Source organism: Niabella insulisoli, assembly GCF_039652435.2.
In the GTDB taxonomy this organism is placed as follows: Bacteria; Bacteroidota; Bacteroidia; order Chitinophagales; family Chitinophagaceae; genus Niabella; species Niabella insulamsoli.
In genome coordinates this window covers 1,114,507-1,140,548 of the sequence record NZ_CP190246.1, presented here as the reverse complement: position 1 = coordinate 1,140,548, position 26,042 = coordinate 1,114,507, and the positions used below count along the sequence as shown (strand labels likewise).

At 45.6% G+C, this 26,042-nt stretch carries 15 protein-coding genes; 1 reads left to right on the top strand and 14 read right to left on the bottom strand.

Annotated features, from left to right (window positions below):
* The first annotated feature begins 58 nt into the window (after positions 1-58).
* Positions 59-1,324 carry a sodium:proton antiporter NhaD gene (nhaD, locus tag ABDK00_RS04830; protein WP_346238744.1) on the top strand — a complete coding sequence of 422 codons (1,266 nt, stop codon included), beginning with the start codon at positions 59-61 and terminating at the stop codon, positions 1,322-1,324.
* Positions 1,325-1,342: 18 nt separating this feature from the next.
* Here nhaD and fucP read toward each other — a convergent pair whose 3' ends face one another.
* The 14 genes from fucP to ABDK00_RS04760 all read right to left on the bottom strand — a co-directional run bounded on the left by fucP (position 1,343) and on the right by ABDK00_RS04760 (position 26,039).
* Entirely contained in the window at positions 1,343-2,644 is a 1,302-nt protein-coding gene (fucP, locus tag ABDK00_RS04825; RefSeq protein WP_346238743.1) for an L-fucose:H+ symporter permease, read from the bottom strand.
* Positions 2,645-2,734: 90 nt separating this feature from the next.
* Entirely contained in the window at positions 2,735-3,979 is a 1,245-nt protein-coding gene (locus ABDK00_RS04820; protein WP_346238742.1) for a DUF6786 family protein, read from the bottom strand.
* A 56-nt stretch (positions 3,980-4,035) separates the two neighbouring features.
* Complete coding sequence (locus tag ABDK00_RS04815; protein WP_346238741.1) at positions 4,036-5,205, bottom strand: glycoside hydrolase family 172 protein; 1,170 nt, start codon at positions 5,203-5,205, stop codon at positions 4,036-4,038.
* A 322-nt stretch (positions 5,206-5,527) separates the two neighbouring features.
* Positions 5,528-7,801 (bottom strand): GH92 family glycosyl hydrolase, encoded by a 2,274-nt coding sequence (locus ABDK00_RS04810; protein ID WP_346238740.1) that lies wholly within the window; start codon positions 7,799-7,801, stop codon positions 5,528-5,530.
* A gap of 44 nt (positions 7,802-7,845) precedes the next feature.
* On the bottom strand, positions 7,846-9,267 hold the full coding sequence (locus ABDK00_RS04805) for a glycoside hydrolase family 125 protein (RefSeq protein ID WP_346238739.1): 1,422 nt from the start codon (positions 9,265-9,267) through the stop codon (positions 7,846-7,848).
* A 15-nt stretch (positions 9,268-9,282) separates the two neighbouring features.
* Complete coding sequence (locus ABDK00_RS04800; protein WP_346238738.1) at positions 9,283-11,547, bottom strand: GH92 family glycosyl hydrolase; 2,265 nt, start codon at positions 11,545-11,547, stop codon at positions 9,283-9,285.
* A 17-nt stretch (positions 11,548-11,564) separates the two neighbouring features.
* Positions 11,565-12,500, bottom strand: a complete 936-nt coding sequence (locus ABDK00_RS04795; protein ID WP_346238737.1) for a BT_3987 domain-containing protein — start codon at positions 12,498-12,500, stop codon at positions 11,565-11,567.
* 51 nt (positions 12,501-12,551) lie between these two features.
* Complete coding sequence (locus ABDK00_RS04790) at positions 12,552-14,732, bottom strand: hypothetical protein (protein WP_346238736.1); 2,181 nt, start codon at positions 14,730-14,732, stop codon at positions 12,552-12,554.
* On the bottom strand, positions 14,732-16,528 hold the full coding sequence (locus ABDK00_RS04785; RefSeq protein WP_346238735.1) for a RagB/SusD family nutrient uptake outer membrane protein: 1,797 nt from the start codon (positions 16,526-16,528) through the stop codon (positions 14,732-14,734). The genes ABDK00_RS04790 and ABDK00_RS04785 overlap by 1 nt, the downstream gene beginning before the upstream one ends.
* A gap of 21 nt (positions 16,529-16,549) precedes the next feature.
* Positions 16,550-19,630: a TonB-dependent receptor gene (locus tag ABDK00_RS04780; protein WP_346238734.1), complete on the bottom strand. Its 3,081-nt coding sequence runs from the start codon at positions 19,628-19,630 to the stop codon at positions 16,550-16,552.
* Between the two features lie 31 nt (positions 19,631-19,661).
* Positions 19,662-21,491 (bottom strand): glycoside hydrolase family 172 protein, encoded by a 1,830-nt coding sequence (locus ABDK00_RS04775; protein WP_346238733.1) that lies wholly within the window; start codon positions 21,489-21,491, stop codon positions 19,662-19,664.
* Between the two features lie 187 nt (positions 21,492-21,678).
* Positions 21,679-22,686 (bottom strand): LacI family DNA-binding transcriptional regulator, encoded by a 1,008-nt coding sequence (locus ABDK00_RS04770; RefSeq protein ID WP_346238732.1) that lies wholly within the window; start codon positions 22,684-22,686, stop codon positions 21,679-21,681.
* Between the two features lie 187 nt (positions 22,687-22,873).
* Positions 22,874-23,716, bottom strand: coding sequence for a DUF4249 domain-containing protein (locus ABDK00_RS04765; RefSeq protein ID WP_346238731.1), 843 nt, complete (start codon positions 23,714-23,716; stop codon positions 22,874-22,876).
* A gap of 1 nt (position 23,717) precedes the next feature.
* Complete coding sequence (locus tag ABDK00_RS04760) at positions 23,718-26,039, bottom strand: TonB-dependent receptor (RefSeq protein ID WP_346238730.1); 2,322 nt, start codon at positions 26,037-26,039, stop codon at positions 23,718-23,720.
* Positions 26,040-26,042 lie beyond the last annotated feature (3 nt).

The window sequence follows — 26,042 nt, the reverse complement described above, 5'->3', positions numbered from 1 at the left end:
CAGGCCCGACTTTTTTAATGGCATTATCGCCCACGCTTCACCATCAAATTATTCATTCATGGCAACAGCAGCAATCATTATCGTCTTTGTAATTGGGTACCTGGCTATCGCTCTGGAACATGTAACGAAGGTTAATAAGGCGTCGCCGGCTTTGATCACTGGCGTCCTCTGCTGGACCATTTATTTGCTTCAAAGCGGCGATAGCGAAGCTGCCACAGAAAGCCTTTTGCACCATCTGGGAGATATTTCATCCATTCTTTTCTTCCTGTTGGGAGCGATGACTATCGTAGAACTGATTGACGCGCATGATGGGTTTGATATTATTACGGAAAGAATTACAACACGCAGCAAAAGAAAGCTGCTTTATATTATTAGCTTTCTAGCGTTTTTCCTTTCCGCGCTCTTGGATAACCTTACTACCTCCATCGTAATGGTATCTTTATGCGCGAAGTTATTGCAACGCAAGGAAGACCGGCTTTGGTTTGCAAGCATGGTAATTATCGCCGCCAATGCCGGCGGCGCCTGGTCTCCCCTGGGCGATGTAACCACCACTATGTTGTGGATTGGCGGTCAGATTACGGCATTGAATATCATTAAAATGCTGATCATTCCCAGCATTGCGGTTTGCCTGATACCAACGCTGATTATTGGCTATCGTTTTAAAGGCCAGGAAACAGCCAAGCCCCTGGTATCGACAACTACCGACCGGGAGAGAAAGCATGGAAAGATTGTTTTATCGGCCGGTGTGGGCAGCTTGTTGTTTGTCCCTTTCTTCAAAACCGTTACGCATTTGCCGCCATTTATGGGCATGATGATGATGGTTGGTTTTATGTGGATCATTACCACTTTAATCCACAAAAGAAAAAAATATGACTACGACCTGGCGAAGGCCCTTGAAAGAGTCGACAGTCCGAGCATTTTATTCTTCCTTGGAATCTTATTGGCGGTATCTGCATTGCAAAGCTTTGGCCTGTTAGCGTCGCTGGCCACTTTTCTGAACACCACGCTTCAAAATGATTACCTGATCGGATCAACGTTGGGGCTGCTTTCGGCTATCGTTGATAATGTTCCGCTCGTGGCAGCAGCGCAAGGCATGTACGATATGAGCACCTACCCTACCGATCATTATTTCTGGGAATTTTTAGCGCTTACTACCGGAACCGGCGGTAGCGCGATTATAATCGGCTCTGCGGCAGGGGTGGCCGTCATGGGCATTGAGCATATCAAATTTGGCTGGTACCTTCGAAAGATATCCTGGATCGCCATTGTAGGATTTGCCTCAGGCGTGGCTGTATTTTTATTACAAAGGTCGATTATTCATTAAAAGTAAAAGCCAGGTCGGTTAGTGGCCTCCCACCGGCAATGTTTCCGATTTTAAATCGGCCTTAACGCCGACTTTCGCATACCATGCAATAAAGGCAAAGCAAACCAACGGCACCACGTAGCCATATTGCAAGTGTTGGGTTGTGTCGCCAATCCATCCCAATAACGGAGGAAGAATAGCGCCGCCCACAATCGACATAACGATCAGGCTGGAGCCCGATTTAGTGTCAGCGCCGATTCCGGCAATACCTAATGCAAAAATGGTTGGGAACATGATCGACATGAAAAATGCGATACCAATCATGGCATACAAAGTAATCATTCCCGATCCTAAGATGGCCACGGCGCAAAGCGCTATGCAAATGATGGCGTATATGCCGAGTAAAATACGGGGTTGCACAAATCTCATGAAAAAAGTACCGACAAAACGGCCGGCCATAAAGGCAAGACCGGCGATGCCCGAATACCATTTTGCATCATTTTCTTCGATAAAAACAACGTCTTTCGCAAACAAAACGAGCGAGCTTAAGATGCAAACCTGCGCGCCTACATAGAAGAACTGCGCCGCTACAGCCCAAACGAGGTGCTTATGCCTCAGCGCATGGAAGAATCCACGATGTTCAGATTCCTGTTCATCTTTAATATCCGGAAGCTTTGTGAAGATGAAAATAATAGCGACGATGATAATAATAATTCCTAAAATCAGGTAAGGCATTTTAACGGTCGCCGTTTCTGAAAGCAGGTAAGCGCTCCTTGCTGTTTCGGTCATAGCGTCTACTTCGGCATCGCTAAGCGGATTCTCGGCCAAAATAAAATATCCGCCGACTACCGGCGCTACGAAAGCCGCAAGGCCATTAAATGACTGGGCAAAATTCAATCTTTGCGTGGCTGTTTCAGGCGGGCCCAAAACGGTTGCATAAGGATTAGCAGCGGTTTCCAATATAGCCAGCCCACAGGCTACAATAAAAAGCGCGCCCAGGAAAAACATATATTGCATGGTATTCGCAGCCGGAACAAAAAGAAAACAACCGATCCCAAAAAGCAGCAGGCCCAGGATAATACCGGTTTTATAACCATATTTTTTCATCAGGATACCGGCAGGAATCGCCATCACAAAATAGGCGACATACACGGCCGAATCCACCAGCAAAGCTTCAAAATTATTAAGCCGGAACCCCCGGCGCAAATGGGGAATGAGGATGGGATCGAGATTGTGCACGAAGCCCCAGAAAAAGAAAAGCGATGTAATTAAAATAAAAGCAAAGCCGTACTTCTGCGCTGTTTGCGCTACTCCCTTTATCGGTGCTGATTGATTTTCCATGAAATGGGTATAACCGTTAGATAATAATTATTCGCGAAAGATAAATAATTATAGGTTATGCAAACAAAAATTCATGAGGATAGATGGGGATTACTGTTTCCAACTATTTTCGATTTGGCCGATCGAAACGCCTAACAACTTTGAAGAAATCGCACTTAATTTTGACGCCTCTCCCTCGAAATGAAACACGCTATGGCGGTGCGACATCTTTTGCCCCGGCCTTAAAAAGGCAGCGGGCGACACACTTTCCAGTTCGTAAAACGGGCCCATTTGCCCTCCCTGGTCGAGCGGGCCGTCGTTATAAGCGTTCATAGCATCACCGCTAAAAACGGGTTTTTCTGTGTTCCATTCCTGGTTCAGGTATTTTCCTTCAGGATGGATATCATATTTGATAATAGTAAGCAACTGCGCAGCGGCATCATAGCTTCCTGCGACATCTTTAGCGCGCGCCGCACTCAGCCCCAACTTTCCCCGGCTTTTGCCGTCCGCTTTAAAATATAAAACACCATGGTCCATTTTTATACGATCCGAAGGAATCTCGCCAAAATAATCGGTGGTCGCTATTTTTCCAGTGGCGCTCGTGTCATAAGGAATGACGATAACACAGTTTTCAGACGGATTAAACATGTCGAGGTTCCATAAACACGGTATGCCCGTTGCTTCTGTCCATTCTTCGCTACCTGTGTTAATAATCGAATTATTCGTTTCAAAACCCACCTGCTTCAATCCAGGCGGCAGCGAAATATTTAACCGGCTTTGCATATCAGCTTTTGATAAAATGCTGACGCTTCGCTCCAGCCGCATATCTAATTTTGTCCCTGCATAATTGGTTATCGTCAGCCTTTTCGTAAGGTCTACGCGCTGCTGGGTCTGCGTCTCTTTTTGCCAGGATTCGGTGTCGATAGCGGGCGGCGTATGCCACTGTTCGAAAACCATTTCAGCGCCGGGTTTAAAAAACAAAGAAAACTTCCCTCCCTCCGGCCCTAACCAAAGCCGGTCTTCTCCGCCGTACGCATTCATGTGTGTATTGACCGCTTCGTCAAAAGCTTTGTAGTTCACCCAGCCATAACTTTTACCGGCAGCGCCGTTGGCGGTTGAGGTAAACACTTTAGCCTGGTATTTAGGCGATACAATTATCTGAGCCAGCGTATCCGAACTTTTTAATATTACCAGGCCGCTATCCCGGCTGCCCAGAAAATCCAAATCAAAACCAAAGCTTCCTTTTTTCAATGTATCCATTTTGTATTGCTGAACCGGCTTTTTAGGTTCTGGGCTATTACAAGCGAAAAATCCGCTGGCCATACAGGCAAAAACGATCAGCATTCTATGTTTCATGGCGCAATGTTTTTACTTAACAAGATCGACCAACACAACAGAGCAATCGGCGCTTATCAATTTACCTCCAAATCATCCACGACAGGGAGCTTGGGGAACCTGGCGTGCGGCTCGCGCTGGTACCAGTAAGCCACCGTAATGATATCAGAATGCTGCGGCAGGTATCTCCCACCGCTGCGCCACCCCAAGTCCTGAATGGTCACTTTTAAATCATTTTCAAAACGGATCGGATCCATAATATGCCAGCGATACATGCCAAATCTTTGTTGTGACCCATACACGCCATCAGGCCTCAGCACCTGGTGCAAACCCGCGTAAGCAGTGGAAAATTCTTCGTATTGCTTGGTTCGCTTGTTTTCGAAATTGTAAGAGCCACAAAAATAATCTTCGGTGCCCGTTCCCACAATAGTGGCGTTTTCTTTATCGCCGTCCATAAAAAACTTGATCTCGCCTTCGCCCCACCAACCATTGTTGCTGACGCCAACGCCCATAAACGTGCCCACATACTGGCCTTTGCCTTTTATGTTATCAACAATGGTATGTAATGATGACTTCGGATCGCGCGCACTTCTACGGTATTGCGCATGAAAATAACCTTCGTCAGCGCCCACTTCTGTCAGCGTATAATCAATTTGATAATACAAACGCATAGGCTGGCTATCGAGGTTTTGCATGGTAATTTTACACTTTTTCCGGAACGGCATTTTCCAGTAGCTATTGAAAGCGCTACCCGGGTTTACCGTAATCGCAAGCGAATTGAGCCAGGAAACCTGTGTCCAGGCCGTGCCGAAAAAGGGGCCGACAGGACTTTCAACCGAGGGCGTTTCTTCGTTATCATAATAAATCCGGAAGATCGTAAAATTGAAATTGCCCGTAGGCGTCATCCAGATATGTTGTATGGCGCCAGGGCCTTCAATATCTGCCATGGTAAAAGTTTCGCCGGGTTCGATAATGATAAAAGGATTTACTTTCCAACCTTTGCCCAGATCGCGCGCAGCGTCTGCCGCATTGGCCACATTTCGCTTGCCCTTGTCAGCGGCAGGGTCGGCGAGTGCGCCCTTGCCCTTTTCGCCTGTAAAGTTTTCAGGGCTGATGGATCGCGTCTTGGCATCAGAAAGCCGCGACAAATTTCCCAGGTTCATATCGAGGCCGTTGAATTTTTCTGTCTGCGCATTAGACAGCAAAGCACAGCACAAAGCGAATAGCATGATTTGAATTCTTTTCATTCGTAAATGGTTTATGGTTTTATGGATCGAATCGACTTACAAGTATAAAATTTTCATGCCCCTGTGCAACAAAAATGAAAATCTTATAATGAACGTTTCATTTATTTATCCTTTATCGTTTTATGGCCAGATGCCCACCTGGCGGCAAACCGGACTTCCCCAATAATTAACTTCTAAGAAAAAGAATTCATAGCACCTATTTCACATGTTTGTCTCATCGCTTTTTAAAAGCCGAAACGCCGGCAAGCTAATGTGCCAAAAACCCATTCCCTTTACCGGAATGAGTTTTAGCTTCTTTTATATTGTTTTATCGTAAGCGCTTTTATTCTGTGCTCATCGAAAACGGATAATCAGATGCCGCTACGCCCCGGGTTTTATTGGGCTGTGCGCTCAAAGCAAAGTTAAGCGCCCCGCCTTTGAGCAGCTCAAAATGGTCCAAAAAGTTTTTGCCTATACTTTTACCATTCATTGTCACAGATTTCACATACCTGTTTTGCGCGCTATTTTCCGGCGCATTAATCACCAGTTTTTTGCCGTTTTCGAAATTGATCTCTGCTTTTTTGAAAAGAGGAACGCCCAACACATACTGCGTACTTGCCGGCGTCACCGGATAAAAACCAAGTGCAGAGAATACGTACCAGGCCGATGTTTGGCCATTGTCTTCATCACCGCAATAACCATCCGGCGATGCGTTGTATAACCGGTCCATAACTTCCCGAACCCAATATTGCGATTTCCAGGGCTGCCCGGCGTAGTTGTAAAGATAAGTCATGTGTTGGATCGGCTGGTTGCCGTGGGCATACTGGCCCATATTGGTAATCTGCATTTCCCGCATTTCATGAATGACCGATCCGTAGTAAGAATAATCTCCAAAATCGGGCGGCATGATAAATACGGAATCCAACATGCGTACAAACATATCGTTGCCGCCCATCAGTTGCTTTAAACCTTCAATATCCTGAAAAACGCTCCACGAGTAATGCCAGCTATTACCCTCGGTAAAAGCGCCACCCCAGGAATAAGGATTAAAAGGTGTTGAAAAGCTGCCATCTTCATTTTTCGGGCGCATTAAAAGATGTTGCGGATCAAAAAGTTTTTTATAGTTCATCGCGCGCTTCTTGTAGACATCTGTTTCGAGCGATGGTTTTCCGATCGCTTTTCCAAATGCATAAATGGCGTAGTCATCATAAGCATACTCGAGCGAGCGCGCCACATTTTCACTGATCTTTACATCATTGGGAACATATCCCAAACGATTGTAGTAAGACACACCTCTTCTTCCGGTGGCATGAGGGCCTTCATTGTTAGCGCCGTGTACCAACGCCTGCCACAATGTTTCAATATCATAACCCCGCAGCCCTTTCAGGTACGCCTCAGCAACCACAGAAGCAGAATTGTTGCCCACCATGATGCCGCGGTAGCCCGGCGAAGACCATTCGGGCAGCCATCCGCCTTCTTTAAAATCAGAGATCAGCCCTTGTTGCATTTCTTTGGCAATAGCGGGATATACAAAATGTAAAAACGGGTAGAGCGCACGGAAAGTATCCCAAAACCCAGTGCCTGCAAATTTATAACCAGGTTCAGCCTTGCCGGTATAGGGGCTATAATGAACAATGTTGCCACCGGCGTCTTTTTCATACATCCGTAAAGGAAAGAACACCATGCGGTAGAGGCAGGAATAAAAAGTACGCAGCTGCTCGTCCGTTCCGCCCGACACTTTTACGCGGCCGAGTACTTTTGACCATTCTTTTGCACCACCTGTTTTCACCGCATCAAAATCTTTGTTACCAATTTCAGATTTTAGATTTAATTCGGCCTGATCAAAACTGATGAAAGAAGACGCCACTTTAGCATTGACGATATCGCCGCGCTTCAAGCCTTTAAAACCAATTACGGCGCCGGCATGTTTACTTTTCATTTCTTCTTTGTTAGAAAACTTATCTTCATCCCAGGTGGATTTATAGTCAAAGGGTTTATCAAATTCTATAACGAAATAGCTTTTAAAATCCTCAGGCACGCTTCCGCTGTTGCGTGTGCTGTAGCCAATAATTTTGTTTTCCTCCGGGATGATTTTAACATAAGAACCACGATCGATCGCATCGATTACCACAAAAGCGCTGTCGGTTTGAGGAAACGTAAAACGAAAACGGGCCGCGCGCTCGGTGGGTGCAATTTCGGTTGTCACATCGGCGTCGGCCAAATAAACTTTATAGTAATGAGGTTGCGCAACTTCTGCCTTGTGCGAAAACCAGCTGGCCCTGTCCTGTTCCTTAAAACGCATCTTTCCGGTGATTGGCATGATGGAAAAATAGCCGTAGTCATTCATCCAGGGCGAAGGTTGATGGGTTTGTTTAAATCCTACAATTTTATCGTCACTGTATTTATATGCCCATCCGTCGCCCATGCGGCCGGTTTGCGGTGTCCACAAGTTCATGCCCCAAGGCAAGCCGATGGCGGGATAGGTATTTCCATTGGATAATTCAAATTTCGACAAAGTCCCCATCAAAGGGTTCACGTAATCAAGCGGTTGCTGTGCATTGGCCGTTAACGCCATTAGCGACAGGCCATAGAAAAAAATGCGTTTGAAAAAAATCATTGATACAGTTTTAAAAAAATTATTTGATCGCTATCCTGCTTTTATTAGGACAGTAAATGAGGCCTTTCTTTGAAGGTCTTCCACAACAATTCTCCATAAAGCGTGTTCGCCCAGGCAAACCATTTCCTTGTAAAATTTTTAGGATCGTCTTTGTGAAAGGATTCGTGCATAAAGCCAGTGCCACCGTGAGTTTGCTGCAACGTCGTGATGCATTCCCTGATTTCCTGGTCGTTGCCGGAAGTTAAGGCGCGCATGATTAAACTCATGGGCCAAATCATATCCAGTCCAATATGCGGACCGCCAATGCCGGCGGCGGCCGTTCCTTTAAAAAAGAAGGGGTTCTCGGGCGACCAGACAAACTTCCTGGTATTCCTATAAATGGGGTCATTTGTCGGAACCGCGCCCAGGTAGGGCATTCCCAACAGGCTCGGGACGTTGGCGTCATCCATCAACACACTGCTTCCAAAACCGTTGATCTCAAAAGCATACAATTTACCAACCGCAGCGTGCGTCACCGTCGCGTGCATTTTCAACGCTTTTTCCACTTCATCGGCTAAAGCGCTCAGCTCACCCGCGAGTTGTTGATCTTTCGAAATTTTTGAAACCATCTCAGCAGCCTGTTTTAAACTAACGACCGCAAAAAAATTGGAGGGAATCAGATACGCAAAGATTGTGGCATCATCGCTGGGCCTAAACATAGAGCATATCAAGCCATTGGGTTTTACCGGATAGCCATAACCAGCCATCGGCACGCCATCTGTGGCCCAGTCGGTCTTACGTTGAAAACTGTAGGGACCCCTGTCGTGTTTGCGCTGCTGCTCTTTAAAAGTCTTCAGGGTTAAGGCTACTGATTCTTTCCATGTGGCATCGAACGGCGTGTCGTCTCCTGTTTGTTTCCAAAAGTGGTACGCCAACCGAATCGGATAACAAAGCGAATCGATCTCCCATTTCCGTTCATGAATGCCGGGCTTCATTTCTGTTTTGTCCGTCTCCTTCCATTCGCTCACTTTCGAGTCGTCGTTGTAGAAAGCATTGGCATAAGGGTCTTTCAAAATAAAATGAACCTGCTTATTGATCACACCAATGATCAGCTTATGCAGCGCATTATCTTCTTTACTAAATTGCAAATAGGGAAACACCTGCGCCGAACTATCGCGCAACCACATGGCGTCTATATCGCCGGTAATCACGTAAGTGTCAGGCCGTCCGTTTGCTTCGGTATAAAAAACTGTTGTGTCCAACGTATTGGGGAAACAGTTTTCAAAAAGCCAGGTCAGCTCTTTGTTTTTCACTTTTGACTGAAAAGCTTTGATGGCGCTTTCTACCGATGCGCTCTTAAAATTCCGCTGAGCCTCGGGCACTCTCACCACAGGAAAAGCATTTGCAGATCTGGCAAAGCTCCATTGGCCCATCGCTACGCCGGCTGTTAGAAGTCCGCTATTTTGTATAAACGTTTTTCGATCCATATCAATAATATCTTATTATTTTTTCGAAACTGAAAAAGGCATATCTCCTTTCTTTATGCCTCTTTTATAATTGGGTTGATCATCCATGCGGAATGTCAGCGTTCCGCCATTTACGATGTCTGAATAAGTGATATAATTTTTGCTGTAAGGCTTATTATTCAACCTGGCTGAACGAATGTAAACATTTCGCGGGTTATTACCGGACGCGTCCACGACAAATTTTTTCCCGTTTTCGAGCGAGATCGTAATCTTCTTAAACATCGGGCTACCCAAAACATATTGGTCGGTGCCCGGGCATACGCTGTAAAAACCCAACGCACTTAAAACATACCAGGAAGAGGTTTGTCCCTGATCCTCGTCGCCAGGATATCCGTTTTCTGTGGCGTTATACAATTTACGCATCACTTCGCGAACGCGCTGCTGCGACTTCCAGGGTTGGCCGGCATAATTGTATAAATAAGGCATGTGCTGAATGGGCTGATTTCCGTGTGCATATTGCCCCATGTTGGCCATAACCATTTCTTTCATCTCATGAATCATAAATCCGTAAGTGCCCACGTTAACCGTGGAAGGGGATGTAAATACGGAATCAAGTTTTGCGCAAAATTGCTTTGCCCCGCCCATTAAATCAATCAGCCCGTCCACGTCATGAAACACCGACCAAACCCAATGCCAGGCATTCCCTTCAGTAAAGGGGCCGCCCCACTCGTAGGGATCAAAGTTTTTGGACCATCGGCCGTCTTTATCGCGGGCGCGCATGAAATTAGTGGAAGGATCAAATACGTTTTTATAGTTAAACATTTTTGACCCGAATGCGTCTATATATTTCTTATCGCCTACAGCGCTGGCCAGAGCGAATCCGCAAAAGTCATCATAAGCATATTCCAGCGTTTTAGCGGTTGCCTCTCTTACCTGCGGATAAGGAACATAACCTAAGGAATTATATTCTTTATAACCATCGCGCCCGTTGGCCGGTCCCCAGGGGCCTTTGTTGTTCGCTTCATGAAAATAAGCCTGCAACGCACGCTGCGGATCGAAAGTGCGCAGGCCTTTCACCCACGCATCGGTCAATAGCGAGATAGCATGGTTGCCGATCATACTGCCCTGCTCATTGGGAAAGGACCAGGATGGAAGCCAGCCGCATTGTTCCTGCGCGTCTAACAGGGCGTTTACATAACGGCCGTGCATGGTGGGGTGCAGCAAGATATTCAACGGGAATTGAGCACGGAACGTATCCCAAAAGCCTGTATCGGTGTACATATATCCCTTGTGTACCGTTCCATCATAAGGGCTGAAATAATAAGGATTCCCGTTTTTGTCGTATTCAAAGAAGGCTCTTGAAAAAAGGCTGGCGCGGAAAAAGCAGGAGTAAAAAGTGGCTTTATCTTCCTCTGAGTCGCCCTCTACCAAAATTCTTTTTAAATGTTCGTTCCATATTTTATAGGCCTTACTTTTTGTGGCTTCGAGGGTCTTATCTCCGCCCAATTCTCTCTCCAAATTCAACCTCGCCTGTTCGAGGCTGATATAAGAAGAGGCCACTTTCACCTGCACTTTGGCGCCGTTCTCAAATTCGAGGTAGGCGCCCTTGCCCCTGCCTTCCGCCTTTCGGGCTCCGGGCTGAAGTGTATTTTGCTGATTCTCCCAGGTGCCATGCGCTTTAAACGGTTGGTCAAAAATTAAAACAAAATGATTTTTCCAACCACGCTGCATACCATGACCGTTGTTTACAAATCCTGTAATCATGCGCGCTTCAGGAAAGATCTCCACACCGCTTAAACGGGTGTAGCCATCTAACACCACGTAAGCAGGATGGCCTTTAGGAAAGCTGAAGCGAATATGCGCGCCTCTTTCGGAGGGAGACATTTCCGTCGTGATTTCATTATCAAAAGTCACTTTGTAATAATGAGGCTTACCGATTTCATTTTCGTGCCGGAAAGCAGTGGCTCTTGCGTCTTCGTTTACTTTTAAATTATCGATCACCGGCATCAGGGAAAACACCGCATAGTCGTTAGACCAGGAGCTACACTGGTGCGCCTGTTGGAAGCCACGAATGGTTGTTTTTTGATATTGATATTTCCATCCTTCACCGTTTTTACCCGTTTGCGGCGTCCAGGTATTCATTGCAAATGGCAAAGCTGTGGTCGGATAGGTGTTGCCCCGTGTCAACTCGAAACTCGAATTAGTACCCTGCAAAGTGTTCACGTAATTGACCAATTCCTGCGCACGCGCCGAAAGCATAAAGCTGCAAGTTACTGCCGTCAAAAAAAATCGAAACCTCATGTATGATAATACTTTTTTTATTTAAAGGTGATCACGCGCCATTCTGTTATCTGGAAGGCATCAGAACCATGGTTTTCTTCAACCTGCCAGCGATAATAGCTGTAAGATTCGTCGTTTGAAAATTCGTATTGCACGGTTTGCGTACGTCCGCTAAAGGATTGATTAGTCCTTCTATCCAGTTCAACCCAGGTACTGCCGTCGTTGGATGCTAAAATAGCCCAGTTTTTTGGATCGCGCTCAGACGCGTCATTACCAGATGTCAATTTATAAGATTGTAAAGAAACCGGTTCGGGAAATTTCAGTTGCATCCAAAGTGTCATGGGAAAGCCGCCGGCCAGGAATTTTGTATTCAGATTATTATCAACCAATTTTTTTGAACCTTCACCAGCGTCTGCGCCACCGCCGTTGTCCTTAGAAACTGATAACACGGCAGCGCCGGTAAGGTCGGTTTCTTTACGGGTAATTTTAATTTTAAAATAGGCTGTTTTTAACTGATCGTTTATTTTGCCGGCAGAACTGCTTTGCAAAGTGATGGGCATTAAATACTCAGCATCTTTGGGGAGCATTTTTGTGTCGATGGTAACTTTGATGCTTTCTGACGTTGTTCTTCCGGAACGGATTACGGCATCCAACCCTGATATCGAAAATTTATCAGAGGGAAGCTTTTTGTAAGACGTTGCATGACTGGCATTATACGCATCTACCAAGGCCGTATCGAGCTTAAAATTGAGTTGAATATCCTGCTGAGGAAATAACTGTCCGCCGTAAGCGCCACCAAAGGTAAAAGACTGCGAAGTGTCGGCTATCAACAAGTTGATGTTACTACGCGCATCAATAGCCTGGGTCATATAAATCACGCCCTCCTCGCTGGTTATTTCATCCTTTTTATCGCAGGCTGTCACCAGCATCAAGCAAGCGATGCAACCCAGAGCAAGTTTTAAATATTTTCTCATTTTTCCGGTTTTTAAGTTTATAATAATTATGATGATTTTTATACTGATTAATTATTTCCAGTTAATTTTTACAGACACGCCTTCGCTGCGGTTGTTGAATTGGAGGCATATCGTTTTTGTCTCTTCATCCCATATTTTTTTTATTGTGCCTGCCAGCAGCGCATCGGTACTGAATTGCACTGAAACCGGCACTGCCGGTAATTTTATACGCATACGGTTGATGGTATGAGATGGGCTTTTGGCCACGAAAGCGTAAGAGCTATCGGTAATGGTTTCATTGTATATTCGGGCTGCGCTTGCCAGCGTCCGCGGCTGATCCGACGTCAAATTTGAAAGATCATACAAGAAAGCCTGCGTGCCTGGCCTTATCTCGCAACGCTTTAAAACCGGCAGCCGGGGATCAAAAAGATCAATCACGGGGCCGTTGATTATCAGCGGTCTTTTATCTTCATGCTCGTCTAAAACCGCCGCTACTATATAAGGGCCGCGGCGTAATACAAGATTATTTTTCAACATCAGGCGACTGCCGGTACGCATTTCAAAAGCATTATTAACATTCGTTATAAATGCCTGGTCTTTATTGGCCGTCATAACTAACTCTTTGGGGTCAACCCGGTTAACCGACACCTGTCCTTTTCCGACTTTCAAAAAACGGCCGTCAAAAACGGTTGGGTCTTTAAGGCCCAATTTCGCAAACAAATCTTCAGATGGCGCTTCAAATTTTTTATCTTTCGAATTCCACCATTCCTGAACGCCTTGAAAAGGGTCTTTATCACGTCCGTAGTAAAGCAGCACACCTCCGCCCTTCACCCATGTTGCCAACGCACGATGGTAGCTTTCGCTCAAAGGTTTCATATTGGCGTAACTCATGATTAATACCGCCACATCCTTCAGGCTGTTTTCGTTCATCAGGTTTTCCATATGAACCGTGGCCACGGGAACACCACGTTTCAACAGCGGCATGGCCATCCCGTAAAAATTGGAAAGCTGCGGATCTTCGTAACCTGCATGAGTTGGAAAACGTTGAAACATCATCGAATTAGACAATAAAACACCTACCCCATGGCTACCGCTCACGGCATTTTGGGAAACGGGAATTTCGTTAAGCGCGTTGACCATCACCTGCATTTGGGTCGCATATTCCGGCGCAATCGGCACACGATCGTCACTGTTTTCAAGCTTAAATTTTCCCTGATAAATCCGGTTGGGCCACGGCATCACTTCGTAATCAGCGACAGAGGGATATAAAAGTTTGGCGGTAAAAGTGGCCTGGTAATTTTTCTTGTAATCGTCCCAGGTCCGGGGCCAATCTTCGATCGGATCGGTAAGCAGGAAAATTTTCTTGCCGGTTGGCTTCACCATTGATATCATTGATCCGTATTCAAGAAAAGCGTTTTCAAAAACCCGCTCCTTTTGCACACCGTTAAAATATACCGGCTCTCTAGAAGTACCCGTCCAGACCTGCGCGATATATCCATCCACATCTTTGATCGAAGCCAGGCTGGCCTCGGGGCTAACGATACGCCAGGACGAATAATTGATCAAAGAATGAGTAGGTACATAACACTGCACATTTTTACCGACGCTTTTGCTGTAAGCCTTCACGTAGGCAAAACATTCCTTTAACGCGTTATAATATAGGTGATACTTTAGTTTTGAGGACTGATAAGTGGCTTCGGGCGAACTGTGCTGCGGCTTCCAGTCAAACCCGTAATATTTGCGCCATTCGTTTTTAAAGGCAGCGCTATAGCCTGCCCGCGCCCAAAACTCAGGCTCTTCGAGATGAATAGCTGAAACGCCCGCATCTATCGCTCTTTTTAGATGCGTTTTTAAATAATTAAGAAAATTGGCCGAAGGCACAATGTAAGGTACATTGTGCCCATGCCAAATTGTGTCGCCATTACGTTCCACCTGTCCTTCGTCCAAATGAGGCTTTCCATCATAATCACCTAAAAAATAGTCTTTATACTGTCCCCAGGCTATGCCGGTCATAAAATGAACTTTATAACCTTTATCCTGCCACCCTTTTACACGGGCTTCAAAATTGCCGCCAGCGTCATTAACCCCGTAAACGATGGCTACATCAGATCGAACATCGTAAGCTTCATTCCAGGGAGCTGCAATCTGAAATGCGGTCTTCTCCTTTTGATGCGCAGGCGTAGGGAGCGGCTGCGCCTGCAGAAGGAAAAACAGTGGCTGGGTCAGCCATAAAAGTAACGCTATCTTTTTCATTACCAGCCCGGGTTTTGAATGAGTTCAAAATCGTTATTTACATCTTCAATTGGTATCGGGAAGAAATAATGGCGGGTGGCAAATACTCTTGTTTCAAAAGGCTTTTGATTATAAAATCCCGGCAGCGGCGAGTCTATATCCAACCCTATCGCAGGTCCATTATCTGTTTGCGGCGCAATCTTCCAGCGGCGGGTATCAAAATAGCGCACATTTTCAAAACAAAGTTCTACCTGCTTTTCCTGGCGGATGGCAAGGCGCATAGCTGCCTGTCCGGAAGGAGCCGGCAGGTTTGCTGAACCATATTGCGGCACACCGGCTCTTTCTCTTATAAGATTTAAATACTTTAAAATATTCGGATCATCGGGATTTGACTCATTCAACGCCTCGACGTAATCCAGATAAATGTTGGCAAGGCGAAGCAAAATGATCACGCTGTTGCCCTGATTCCAGTTTTTCGTTGTAGCGCCTTTCCTTACTACATATCCGGTAGGACAATAGTCGTTGCTGGTTCCTTTCCCTGAATTACCTTTGAAAAACAAGCGCGTCACGGCGTCGCCGGAATTAGTGTTTAACCATCTTCTGTTATCGTATGTGATATTCACATAGAAGCGCGGTTCGCGATTAACCCATTGATTAAACGTTTCCCTGTCCGTGTTATCGTCCGGCGCTCTGAAGTTGGATGTTCCTGAATTAGCATAGCCCGATGCCGGATCAGTGATCGGACGGCCATTGGCCATGAAAAATGCATCAACCTGCCGTTGTGTAGCTCCCAATCCTCCACTTCCCCTCACTTCCGACGCATAGCCGTTGTGGTAAGGTGTCACTTCATAATTGCGTGCATTGTCGTCATCGGGCCTACCGAAAATGGTTTCTTTATTCCAATCGACCAATATGGCATCGCGGCAGGACAAGAATGGGTTTAAGGATCCATCACCATTGAAAGTTCTATGCAAATCGAAAACACCCGGCACAAACTCATCAATAAACGCTTTATAGGCAGCAGCGGCCTTCGCCCACTTAGAGCCGTCATAAGTTTGCGGGATCAACTGCTTTCCATCTTTATTCTTTAAACTCGCAAAATCAGCGTTGCCGTTAAACAGCGGGCTTGCTGCATATAACAGCGCTGTTGCTTTAACTCCGAGCGCAATGGGCTTGGTTATCCTCGCTATGTTGGCGTCGTTCAAAGGACGCACAGGAAGGTCAGCTGCAGCTGCATCCAACTCGGATGTGATATAATCGATGCATTCGTCTACGCTGTTTCTTGGAAGCTGTAGTTCCTGGAAAGGAGCGTCTACTTCTATCACGTCGTTGCCTAATAATACAACAGGACCGTAAATTCTGAAAAGATAGAAATAATAGATCGCACGCAAGGCCCTTGCTTCTGCCTTGTACTGCTTTTTCTGGGTTTCAGTAATGTCCACCGTAACGTTGTCGATGTTGGCGATGAAAAAAGTTGCGTTTCTTATACCTTTATAATAGTCGCGCCAAAAGGCTTTGGTGAAGCCGCTGTTTACATCCCAGCTTCCGAGGTTGATTTGATTGGATTCTACAAAACCCCATAGATATTCAGCTTCGTCCGAACCGCCTGTCCAGGGGCCGGAGTTATAGTTTCCCACAAAACGCTGGCTATGCTCGCGCGGAACAAATGCATACACGCTCGCAAGGAAACGCTCGGCGGTAGAACGGTTTCTAAATGTTTCTTCCAGCGTCAGGCGGTCGTTCGGCACCTGATCGAGAAACTTTTTACACCCTGTAAAACCAAGGGCTATCACGATTAATGTAAATAAATATTTCATAACAGTATGATTGAATAGTTTTTAGAAATTGAGATTCACGCCCAAAGAGAACGATTTGATATTAGGATACCTGGTTCCGTTGCCAACATTCACCGTACTTTCCAGATCCCAAAAATCAAACTTGCTGAAGGTAAGCGGGTTAATCGCCTGTATATAAACGATTGCTTTTTTAAATACGCCCTTGATGAGGTGCTGCGGAACGATATAATCTAACTCAGCAGTTTTCAGGCGGATGAAATTCGCATCTCTTAACCACCAAGAACTGAACTGGGTGTTGTTCCTGTTGCGATCTTCCCCATTGGCAAGCCTTGGATAAAACACGTCCTGGCGTGGGTTGGCTTCTGTCCAGCGGTCGTCAATATTTGCATAAACATTAGAAATACCAGCGCCGTTTGCAAAAGGCTGGATAGCGTCCCCGGCCAGGTAAATATCAGCCCCGTTCTGACCGGTAAACAACACGTTTAACTTAAATGCTTTGTATCCCAGTCCAAAACCAAAACCATAGACCATTGAAGGAACATCGCCATAACCAATATACGTCTGGTCATAGCTATTGATCAAACCGTCGCCATTCAGGTCTTTATACTTGATATCGCCGGGCAACACCAAAGACTTATCACCTGGTACGGCGCTTGCGTCAATTTCGGCCTGGTCTCTGAATAATCCTTCCGCCACATAACCAAATCGCGCGAGGATATTATGTCCGCGGCGGTCCATCCATGAATATTGAGGCACGGGCTGATCGTTTTCCACCATTTCGTCTTTGTTATAGGTAAGGTTGCCGCGCAGATTAAACTCTACCTGGCCAATATTCCCGTTGTACTCAATGCTTCCATCGATCCCTTTATTATTTGTGATTCCCAAATTTCCAAACGGCTGATTGCTAAGCCCCATAAAGAGCGGCAGCGAACCTCTTCTTAAGAATATGCCTTCTCTTCTCTCCTTAAATAAATCAACGATGATAGAAAGACGGTCTTGCAAGGTTTTCACCTCGATACCCAGATCTTGCTTTCTGGCTTCAGCCCAGGCAACATCATATCCAAATTCTGTGACGTTGATACCAGAAGTGTATCCATAATCCCTGGCAAAGCGGTAGCCCTGCACGTTATCAGCGACGATAGTGAGGTAACCAAACCTGCGGCCTACAATATCTCCAATACCGGTCAAACCATCAGAGTAGCGGAATTTCAAATAGGTAATCACGTTTTTCACTGGCTCGAAAAACTTTTCATTCGACGGCACCCAGCCCACGCCAAATGCGGGGAAAGTACCAAACCGGTTTTCAGGAGCAAAGGTTTCAGACCCGTTGTAACCAATATTTCCTTCGATAAAATATCTGTCATCATAAGAGTAGGTCAGCCTGCCTGCAAGGCCCACAGAGCGCTGCGGGATTGCACTGGTAAAGTCCCCGGCAAATTCATCCGAATAATCTTGCGTATAAAAAAGCGCTAAACCGCCTACCCGGCTTTTTCCAAAAGTATTATCATAATTAAGCGACGACTCCCAGTAAAACCTACGGTTCCCGCCATTGCTTCTTTCGTAAGAAAGATAATTTCCCGAACCCACAAAAGTTCTGGTAAGGTTCAAAGAGCCATCATCGTTTCTGGGTTTTGCAGGATCAGGGAAAAAAGTATCTTCTCTTTTACCTCTTGCCAGCGTGCGCCTGTTGGCAGCATCGAAGGCAAACATCGAAGTTGCGCTCAGCCCCTTAACGACGAATCCAAAATCTTGTGTAAGGCGAAGATTGGAAAATAACTGGTTGTTAAATTCCGTATTATAGCCCCTGCGGGTAAGATCCGCCCAAGGGTTGCGATAACCGCCGTTTGGATTCTTTCCCGGAACAAATCCGCCGGTGTATTCAAGCGGATATTCGGTCGGAGGCGTAGACATTGCCGAACCAAAAATATCTGTAACACCGATATAGGGTTGGTTGATATTGCTGAAAAAACCGCGGATACCAATATCAAGCTTTGTAGTCCGCGTAATATTCATATTCACATTAGTGGTTACATTAAACCTTCTGAATTTAAGATCGGCATTGTAATCCTGTAACTTATCGGTGTTCATCAAACCAGTCTCATCATAATACGAAACCGATCCATAGTATTTCAGAAAATCGGAACCTCCATTTACATTTACGTTCGCCGTGCGAATGCTGCCCTGTGGCTTAAAAAGTGCGTCAAACCAATCTACATTGGGATATAATTCAGGGTCGGTATTATTGATAGTGTTGTCGATATACTCCTGTGAGTATTTTGCATTTTGTCCGCGCGTAGTAAAAGACTCGTTGGCAGCTTCGAGATACTGAACCGCGTTGGCCATTTTTGGCACTTGCGTAAACATGGAAACACCCTGGCTAAAATCAATGTTTACCTGGGGCTTGCCTACTTTACCCGTTTTGGTCGTAATCAATATAACACCGTTGGCGCCGCGAACACCATAAACTGCCGTACCGGCCGCATCTTTTAACACCGTAAAAGAAGCTACGTCCTGGGCGTCAATATTGTTGATATCTCGTTGCACTCCATCAACCAATATTAGCGGAGCGGAAGACCCGCCACCAAAAGTAGAGATCCCCCTGATCCAAATATCAGCGCTGCTTCGGCCGGGCTGTCCGCCACGCTGCACACCAATGACACCCGAAAGGCGTCCGGCTAAAAGCGTGTTGATATTAGACACCGGCATGTCGAGTTCTTCGGGGTTAACCGTGGATTGCGCACCTACTACGCTAATTTTTCTCTGCCGGCCAAACCCCACTACCACGACTTCATTCATAGAGTTTTGTTCGGCTTCCAATACTACATTTAAAACACGATTGTTACCCACCACCATCGTAGTCGGCAAATAGCCTACCGAAGAGAACACCAGACTATCGAACTTCGAGGCCCTGATGTTGAATTCGCCTCTTGCATCGGTGATCGTCCCACGATCAGAACCCTGCACCTGGACCGATACATTGGCGATGAACAAACCGGCCCGGTCTCGCACCAGCCCTGAAATATTTTGTAATTCATCTTGAGCATGCAGATCTCCCGCATTCAAAAAGATAAACAGCAGCAGCGCATGCATGCCCTTGTTAAGTACCCAAAGTGGACTTCTCATAAATGACACTTTAAAAATTAATAATTGGCTTTTATTTATATGGAACAAGCATAACCCGGTTAAAACGCAACGATTTCCTGTCGCTGTTTTTAAACAATATGGATACGGGTATAGCGGGATCGTAAATTTCAATTTCACCCAGGTAGCAATCCTGGTCTTTTAACGGGACTTTTTTCCAGCCGGAGGGCTCGCGACCTGCGGCAAGACTCACTTCAACATTGCCGTCGCTTTCTTTAACCTGATGCAGAAAAACTTTATACTTACCCTTCTGTAGCTCAGCCACGCTGATATTCATAGCTGCGTTATCCGCTCCTTCCGACACCGCGCTTCCGTCTCGCAGATGTATATTTCCATTATAAGTAAGATGCTGCATCAAGCGGGTATAAAAAGTAAGTGTGTCTGGCTGAAATACAATTGCGGTTTCATTTTGGGGCGGATGGTTGATTTGCACGGGCCTATTGGCGTAGTAAAAAGCCACCGAGGTGTACCAAACCTTTCGATTATTTTGTTCAGGCCCGTGTTCAATGCTATGCTGAATACTTTTATTGAAAGGGATTTTGTCGGTTAAATAAAACCTGTAACCGCCTGTGCGGCTAAAAGGCAAAGAATAATCGAGACATCCATGCAATGCAGTTCCCAACTTCTCCACCCATCCGCCGGGTTGGGCGTACCAACCTCCATTAAAATAGTCTTCGCTACCCGTTCCATGAATAGCCATAGCACCATCTATTAGCGTTTTATCGTCTCCTTCAAAAAATTCGGTGAAATGGGAAAATTCAGTCGCCTGGCTTTGCAGTAGTGTGCCCATATAATGTCCAGCTCCGTTTCCCTCCAAAAACAAATGAGGCTCGCCGGGAGCCGGCTGACTGCTGTTCCAAAAAGCATACAGCTTGCCTTCTTGCTTTATATTTCTTTTTTCAGCAGTATAAAATACCGAAGTTTTGAGCGATAAGACGGGCTGACCTTCTAACAATTTATTTTCGCGATACACTAATTCAAAGCGGGCCGATCGGTCGAAAGGCATGGGCAGATAACAGTAAAGTTTCGCATCCGTCGCTCCCATCAATTTACTTTTCATAGAACGACTGCCAAACGCAAAACCAAAAAAGTCGGCGATGGGCAGGTTGATGGCAGGCTGCTCTTCACCATCCCAGGTAATTCTAAGATCTACCTGCTTGTAGGCGCCCTCAAACAATCTTGAAGGTGATATCTGCACACCCACCACTCGCCCGCCCTCCGCTAAAGAAGCGAATGACAACGTCTTTCCGGGCTCGAGTTTCAGTTCGTTTTCAATGCAGGCTGTCTTTTTTGTCAACCAGGAAATATCAGTCGGGTCTTCGTCAGCCCAGCTTTCTGCGACGCGACGCAGCAGCTTTTGTTCATCGGCCGTCGTTTTCCCGCTGAAAGACTGCACGCGGTAAGCAGCCCCCAATGTTCGATACTGTATTTGATAGAACATTAATTTTTCTCCGCGCAACACCACTTTACACCCGTCTTTGTAGGGAATCGGAATATAACTGTAAAAGCCTCCGACTTTCGATCCGGCGAGGGGATGAACAAAGGGCGAAACTGCTCCGCTAAACAAGTCGCGAAACTTAATCGAAAAAGAAGGTGAAGCAGCGCCTTCAAAATAAAAATCAAGCGTGTCGTCAGTTGGAGTTGGCGTCCATATTCGCTCTATCACGCCGCTTGACGATGCATCAAAAATGACCAGGTGGCCTTTTTCATTTTTACGAACAAATGAATATTTACCGCTAAAACCGTCATCATTTCCCCCGCTCCGGTCATAAGAAGAAAATTGTTTAACCTCACTATCGGGCAGGTAAACCGGAAGCTCCGGAATATTTCCCAGACGTTTCAATTCTGATAAAAAATTGACAGTAGCCGGTTGTGATAAAACATGAAATCTACCGCCACAAAGCGTGAGGGCAATCAAAAGCGGCAATATTCTCTGGCTTAGAGTCATGGCTTAGAGTCGTAGCAATCGTTAAGAAAAATCGTTTTTGCACCACTAAAGTATAAAACTTTTGTTAATTACAAAAGTTTTTTTACAAAGATTTCCGATTAATGATTTCTGATTTTAGCAAAGTAGCCTGCCCCGCAGGCTCGGCTTTGCCGCTCATTTGAAGCCTTAATATCTCTACCCCTTTTTTAGCAATTTCGGTAATGGGCTGATTAATAGCAGTGATGGAGGGTGTGTAGAGTTTAAAGATTTCATGGTCATCAAAAGATAAGACGCCAACCTTACCAGGTATTTTCCAGTTCAGCTCCTGGAGCGCCTTGAGGCCTTGAATAGCTAAATAGTTAGTGGCAAAAAAGATGGCATCAATATCCTTGTGCTTCTTTAAAAAAGACCGGATATCGTTTTCATAAGCGCCTTCCTGGGCAGAAAAAGGAAGTTCCAAAATCAACTCCGGATCCAGGATATCATGCTTTTTAGCAGCCGCTTTAAAAGAAGCCAACCGGTCTTGCATTTGTGTTTGTTCGAGCGCCGTAATAATGAATGCTATTCTTTTATAACCTTTTTCATATAACAGTTCAACGCCGGACTTTACACTCTTTTTATTATCAACCAATACGTAGGGAATATCGACATCCGCGAAATATCGATCCAATAACACGACCGGCTTACCAGAGGTTTTAAGTTTCAGTACTTCCTCTTTCATACCTTTCGACGGCGTAATGATAAACCCATCTACCTGCTTATGCAACATCCTAATGAGCTCAGACCCTTTTTTATCATCATTTTCTGTACTGCAATAAACCAGGCGATAACCCACATCATATGCGATATCTTCAATCGCTTTTGCCAACATGGAAAAGAACCTGTTTGAGATATTTTCAACGATCAAACCAATAACATGCGTTTTGCCGGTTCTCAGGCTCGCAGCAGACTTGTTGGGGATGTAACCTGTGTCTTTAATAATCTTGCGGATTTTTTTGGCCATTTCCTCACTGATCCGCATTTCCTTTTCTTTACCATTGATCACAAAAGAAACCGTGGAGGGCACCACACCCGCTAAGCGTGCAATATCTTTGATTGAAAGTTGCTTCATGCGTTAAGAAAGCTATCGTTAGTTAATTGCTATATTTCGATTTTAAAGAGGGCGAAAATATAACACTATCAGTAATTCCAATGCTCTTCACCATTAATTTGACAAAGAATTATGGACTTTTTATAAAATGATCCGGCAATTGAATATACAAATTTTCTGCCGGCATCGCCGCGATAATAATCCGGTGCTAGTCCACCGGATAACTACAGGTTGAATCAGGATCCACGGCTATGTTGAGCGAAGACACCGTATGCGCACTGAAATAACCCAATGCCCCACCCTTTATATTTGATGCAGGATTTCCGGGAGAGGCCGATTGAGAAGAGCCCAACGAACTCTGGCTTAAACTATACCAAAACAAATAAATTGCTTTATCGATACTTTGCAGTTCGACGCGCAATTGGTCGCATTTATTCAACGTATATTCATCGTTGAATATAAGCAATTCATCGACCACCGTCCTGCCATTGATAAGGTCGTCCTTCGCCAGAAAAATCGTCGTTTCTTCCTCCCCGTCCACGTACTGCACAAAGCGATACGCATTGCCCAGCGCTGCCGGGTCTTTAAATCGAATAGTAGCGATGCGCCGGTTTTGCCCCAGGAAGACACGTTGGGTCACAAACAAACTGTCTAGCTGCACTTTGCGTGGCATTGTCGAGGTGCTGGTGAAAACGAGCGGACTGTTGGCTGTTTCTGGCATATACTCCACTCTTAAATTATAAGTACGGCCCGGCTTTCCTGTGAAAGGCGCCCTATACACCCCTTTCACCGACGTTTCTGAAAGCAGCACCCCTGCCCCGCCTTCTTCAAAAATCGTTACTCTTGCGTTACTCAATCCACGCAAATTGATGGTGTCGTTGAAATTGCTGGTCTGAGATAGCCTTACGCGGCAGGTACTGTCATCCGTCAGTATTCCTTCCACCACAAATCGCGGCGCGGCATCTTTGATATCAACATTGATAACGCGCTCGCAGCCAATCGCCAGCAACGCGATAGAGAGCACCAACCCTATATTAAAAAAATGACGCACGTTATTTAAACTTAAAGTTATACGAAATGGAAGGAACAAATCTAAAAAGTGAGGTTTGAACAGCTTCCGTTTTTGAAGGATCATCCTCATTTTGGCCAAACGTAATGATATAAGGATTTTCACGGCCATAGGCATTAAACACACTGAATGCCAACTCCGAAGTAAACTTCTTTTTATCTTTCAACAACCAGGTTGCGCCGAGGTCTAAACGATGGTAGGCCGGCATGCGGTCGGCATTTCTTTTTGTGTAATAGAACACCAGTTGATTGTCGATTACATATTTCCCGTTGGGATACGTTACTGCATCTCCCGTGTAATAAATCCAGTTGGCGGCAAGATTCCATTTCCTGTTGAGCTGATAGTTGAACACGATTGCCACATCATGCGTCCGGTCCTGGCGGGCGTTGTACCAGGCGCCGTCGTTAATCCCATCAATCTTCCTTTCTGTTTTAGATAATGTGTAACTGATCCAACCGGTAGCTTTTCCCGTTTTCTTTTTTAAAAAAACCTCCCACCCGTAGGCTCTTCCAATACCGAATAAAATTTGCGACTCGATAGCATCATTGGTAAAAACATCCGCGCCAGGCCTGTAATCTATCTGATTGTACATTTTTTTGTAATACGCCTCCGTTGAAAATTCATAACGCGAGCCCGCGAAGTTTTTGTACCAGCCCAAGGCTACCTGGTCGGCAATTTCAGGTTTGATAATATTGGTGCTCGCCAGCCATTTATCAGTTGGAGCGCCCGTGGTTGAATTAGACATGAGATGCAGGTTCTGCACATTTCTCACATAAGATGCTTTGACAGAAGTGGTGCGGTTTAGAATAAAACTTGCAGCAAGACGCGGCTCGATATTGATGTAATTTTTCACCAGTCGATTTTTCGCGTAAGAAAGCGTGTCGGTAACATTTCCATCGCTGTCAATATTATAGAAATCACCCTCGCCCAAAATAGCAAAGGACGTTAGTCGCGCGCCATAGGTGAGGTTGAGCCAGGGCGCCGCCTTCCAGGTGTCGGTCGCAAACAAAGCATTCTCCCAGGAGTAGCGGTCTTGTAAATAAAAATTATTGAAGCTCGCCGTGCCCGACGACGTAACATCGCCCGGCCTTATTTTGTGATAAGTAGAATTAAAGCCAAAGCGCATCGAATGGGCGCTGCCGGCATACCATTGAAATTCTTGTTTCAGATTCAGGTCACGGATTTTAGAATAAATATCAAGATCGTTATTGGGGTTATTGATATTAATATTATAATCAAAATCGCTGTAGATAAAAGACGTATTTGAAAACAGCCTGCTGTTAAAGATATGGTTCCACCTGGCCGTGCCGGTTATATTTCCCCAGTTGATGCCAAATTGTTGGTCAAACTTTAAATAGTCCCTGCCGAAATATCCCGATATATAAAGATTGTCTTTCTTGCCCAGCTGATAGTTGAGCTTGGCATTATAGTCATAAAAGTAAAGCCTGTTTTTCCTGATGGCGGTATCTTTTGCCAGTGGCACAAATACGTCGGCATAGGTGCGGCGGCCCGAAAGCAAAAAGGACGATTTATTTTTTTGAATCGGCCCTTCCAGGTTGAGTTTCGCTGAAATGAGCCCGATGCCGCCGCTTAATTCAAAATTTTGGTTATTGCCTTCGTTCATTTTAACGTCGAGCACAGACGACAGTCGCCCGCCATACTGCGCCGGCATACCGCCTTTGTAAACCGTAATGTCTTTAACAGCATCTGAATTAAAAGTAGAGAAAAAGCCCAGCAAATGCGACGCATTATATACCTGCGCTTCATCGAGCAAAATGAGGTTTTGATCAGCACTGCCGCCCCGTACATAAAAACCGCTATTCCCGTCGCCCGCCTGTTTGATGCCCGGCAATAATTGAATCGCTTTCAGAATGTCGCGCTCGCCCAGCAGCATGGGAATGGTTTTCACCTCTTGTATGCTCAGCCTTTCAACGCCCATTTGCGTGCCGGTTATCGTTCGGCCTTTTCCGGTTGCAGACACTGTAACCTGTTCCAGGTCCTTTACTTCATCCGGTAAAAGTATATTTTTCGAAAAATTCTCCGTTAGCTTTATTTGTTCTACCGAGGTCTCAAAACTGATCGCCGAAAATTCGATTTCATAATCCCCCTCCGGCAAAGTCAGTGAGAAAAAACCATATTCATTACTCACCGTTCCTTCGGTTCCATTTATAGACCGCACGCTCGCACCAATAATTGTTTCGCCGCTTCGTTGCGAACGAATCGTTCCGCTCAGCGTGTGCTTTTGCTGACTAGTTGCTGCGATGGCAGAAAATATAAAAAGTAAAAAGAAGACTGTTTTTTCCATTGT

What these genes read in the sequence shown, in the direction of transcription:
- nhaD (WP_346238744.1), top strand. Translation starts at nt 59, where the DNA reads ATGGCAACAGCAGCAATCATTATCGTCTTTGTAATTGGGTACCTGGCT.
- ABDK00_RS04810 (WP_346238740.1), bottom strand. Translation starts at nt 7,801, where the DNA reads ATGATTTTTTTCAAACGCATTTTTTTCTATGGCCTGTCGCTAATGGCG.
- ABDK00_RS04770 (WP_346238732.1), bottom strand. Translation starts at nt 22,686, where the DNA reads ATGAAGCAACTTTCAATCAAAGATATTGCACGCTTAGCGGGTGTGGTG.
- ABDK00_RS04800 (WP_346238738.1), bottom strand. Translation starts at nt 11,547, where the DNA reads ATGAGGTTTCGATTTTTTTTGACGGCAGTAACTTGCAGCTTTATGCTT.
- ABDK00_RS04785 (WP_346238735.1), bottom strand. Translation starts at nt 16,528, where the DNA reads ATGAAATATTTATTTACATTAATCGTGATAGCCCTTGGTTTTACAGGG.
- ABDK00_RS04805 (WP_346238739.1), bottom strand. Translation starts at nt 9,267, where the DNA reads ATGGATCGAAAAACGTTTATACAAAATAGCGGACTTCTAACAGCCGGC.
- ABDK00_RS04820 (WP_346238742.1), bottom strand. Translation starts at nt 3,979, where the DNA reads ATGAAACATAGAATGCTGATCGTTTTTGCCTGTATGGCCAGCGGATTT.
- fucP (WP_346238743.1), bottom strand. Translation starts at nt 2,644, where the DNA reads ATGGAAAATCAATCAGCACCGATAAAGGGAGTAGCGCAAACAGCGCAG.
- ABDK00_RS04795 (WP_346238737.1), bottom strand. Translation starts at nt 12,500, where the DNA reads ATGAGAAAATATTTAAAACTTGCTCTGGGTTGCATCGCTTGCTTGATG.
- ABDK00_RS04760 (WP_346238730.1), bottom strand. Translation starts at nt 26,039, where the DNA reads ATGGAAAAAACAGTCTTCTTTTTACTTTTTATATTTTCTGCCATCGCA.
- ABDK00_RS04790 (WP_346238736.1), bottom strand. Translation starts at nt 14,732, where the DNA reads ATGAAAAAGATAGCGTTACTTTTATGGCTGACCCAGCCACTGTTTTTC.
- ABDK00_RS04815 (WP_346238741.1), bottom strand. Translation starts at nt 5,205, where the DNA reads ATGAAAAGAATTCAAATCATGCTATTCGCTTTGTGCTGTGCTTTGCTG.
- ABDK00_RS04780 (WP_346238734.1), bottom strand. Translation starts at nt 19,630, where the DNA reads ATGAGAAGTCCACTTTGGGTACTTAACAAGGGCATGCATGCGCTGCTG.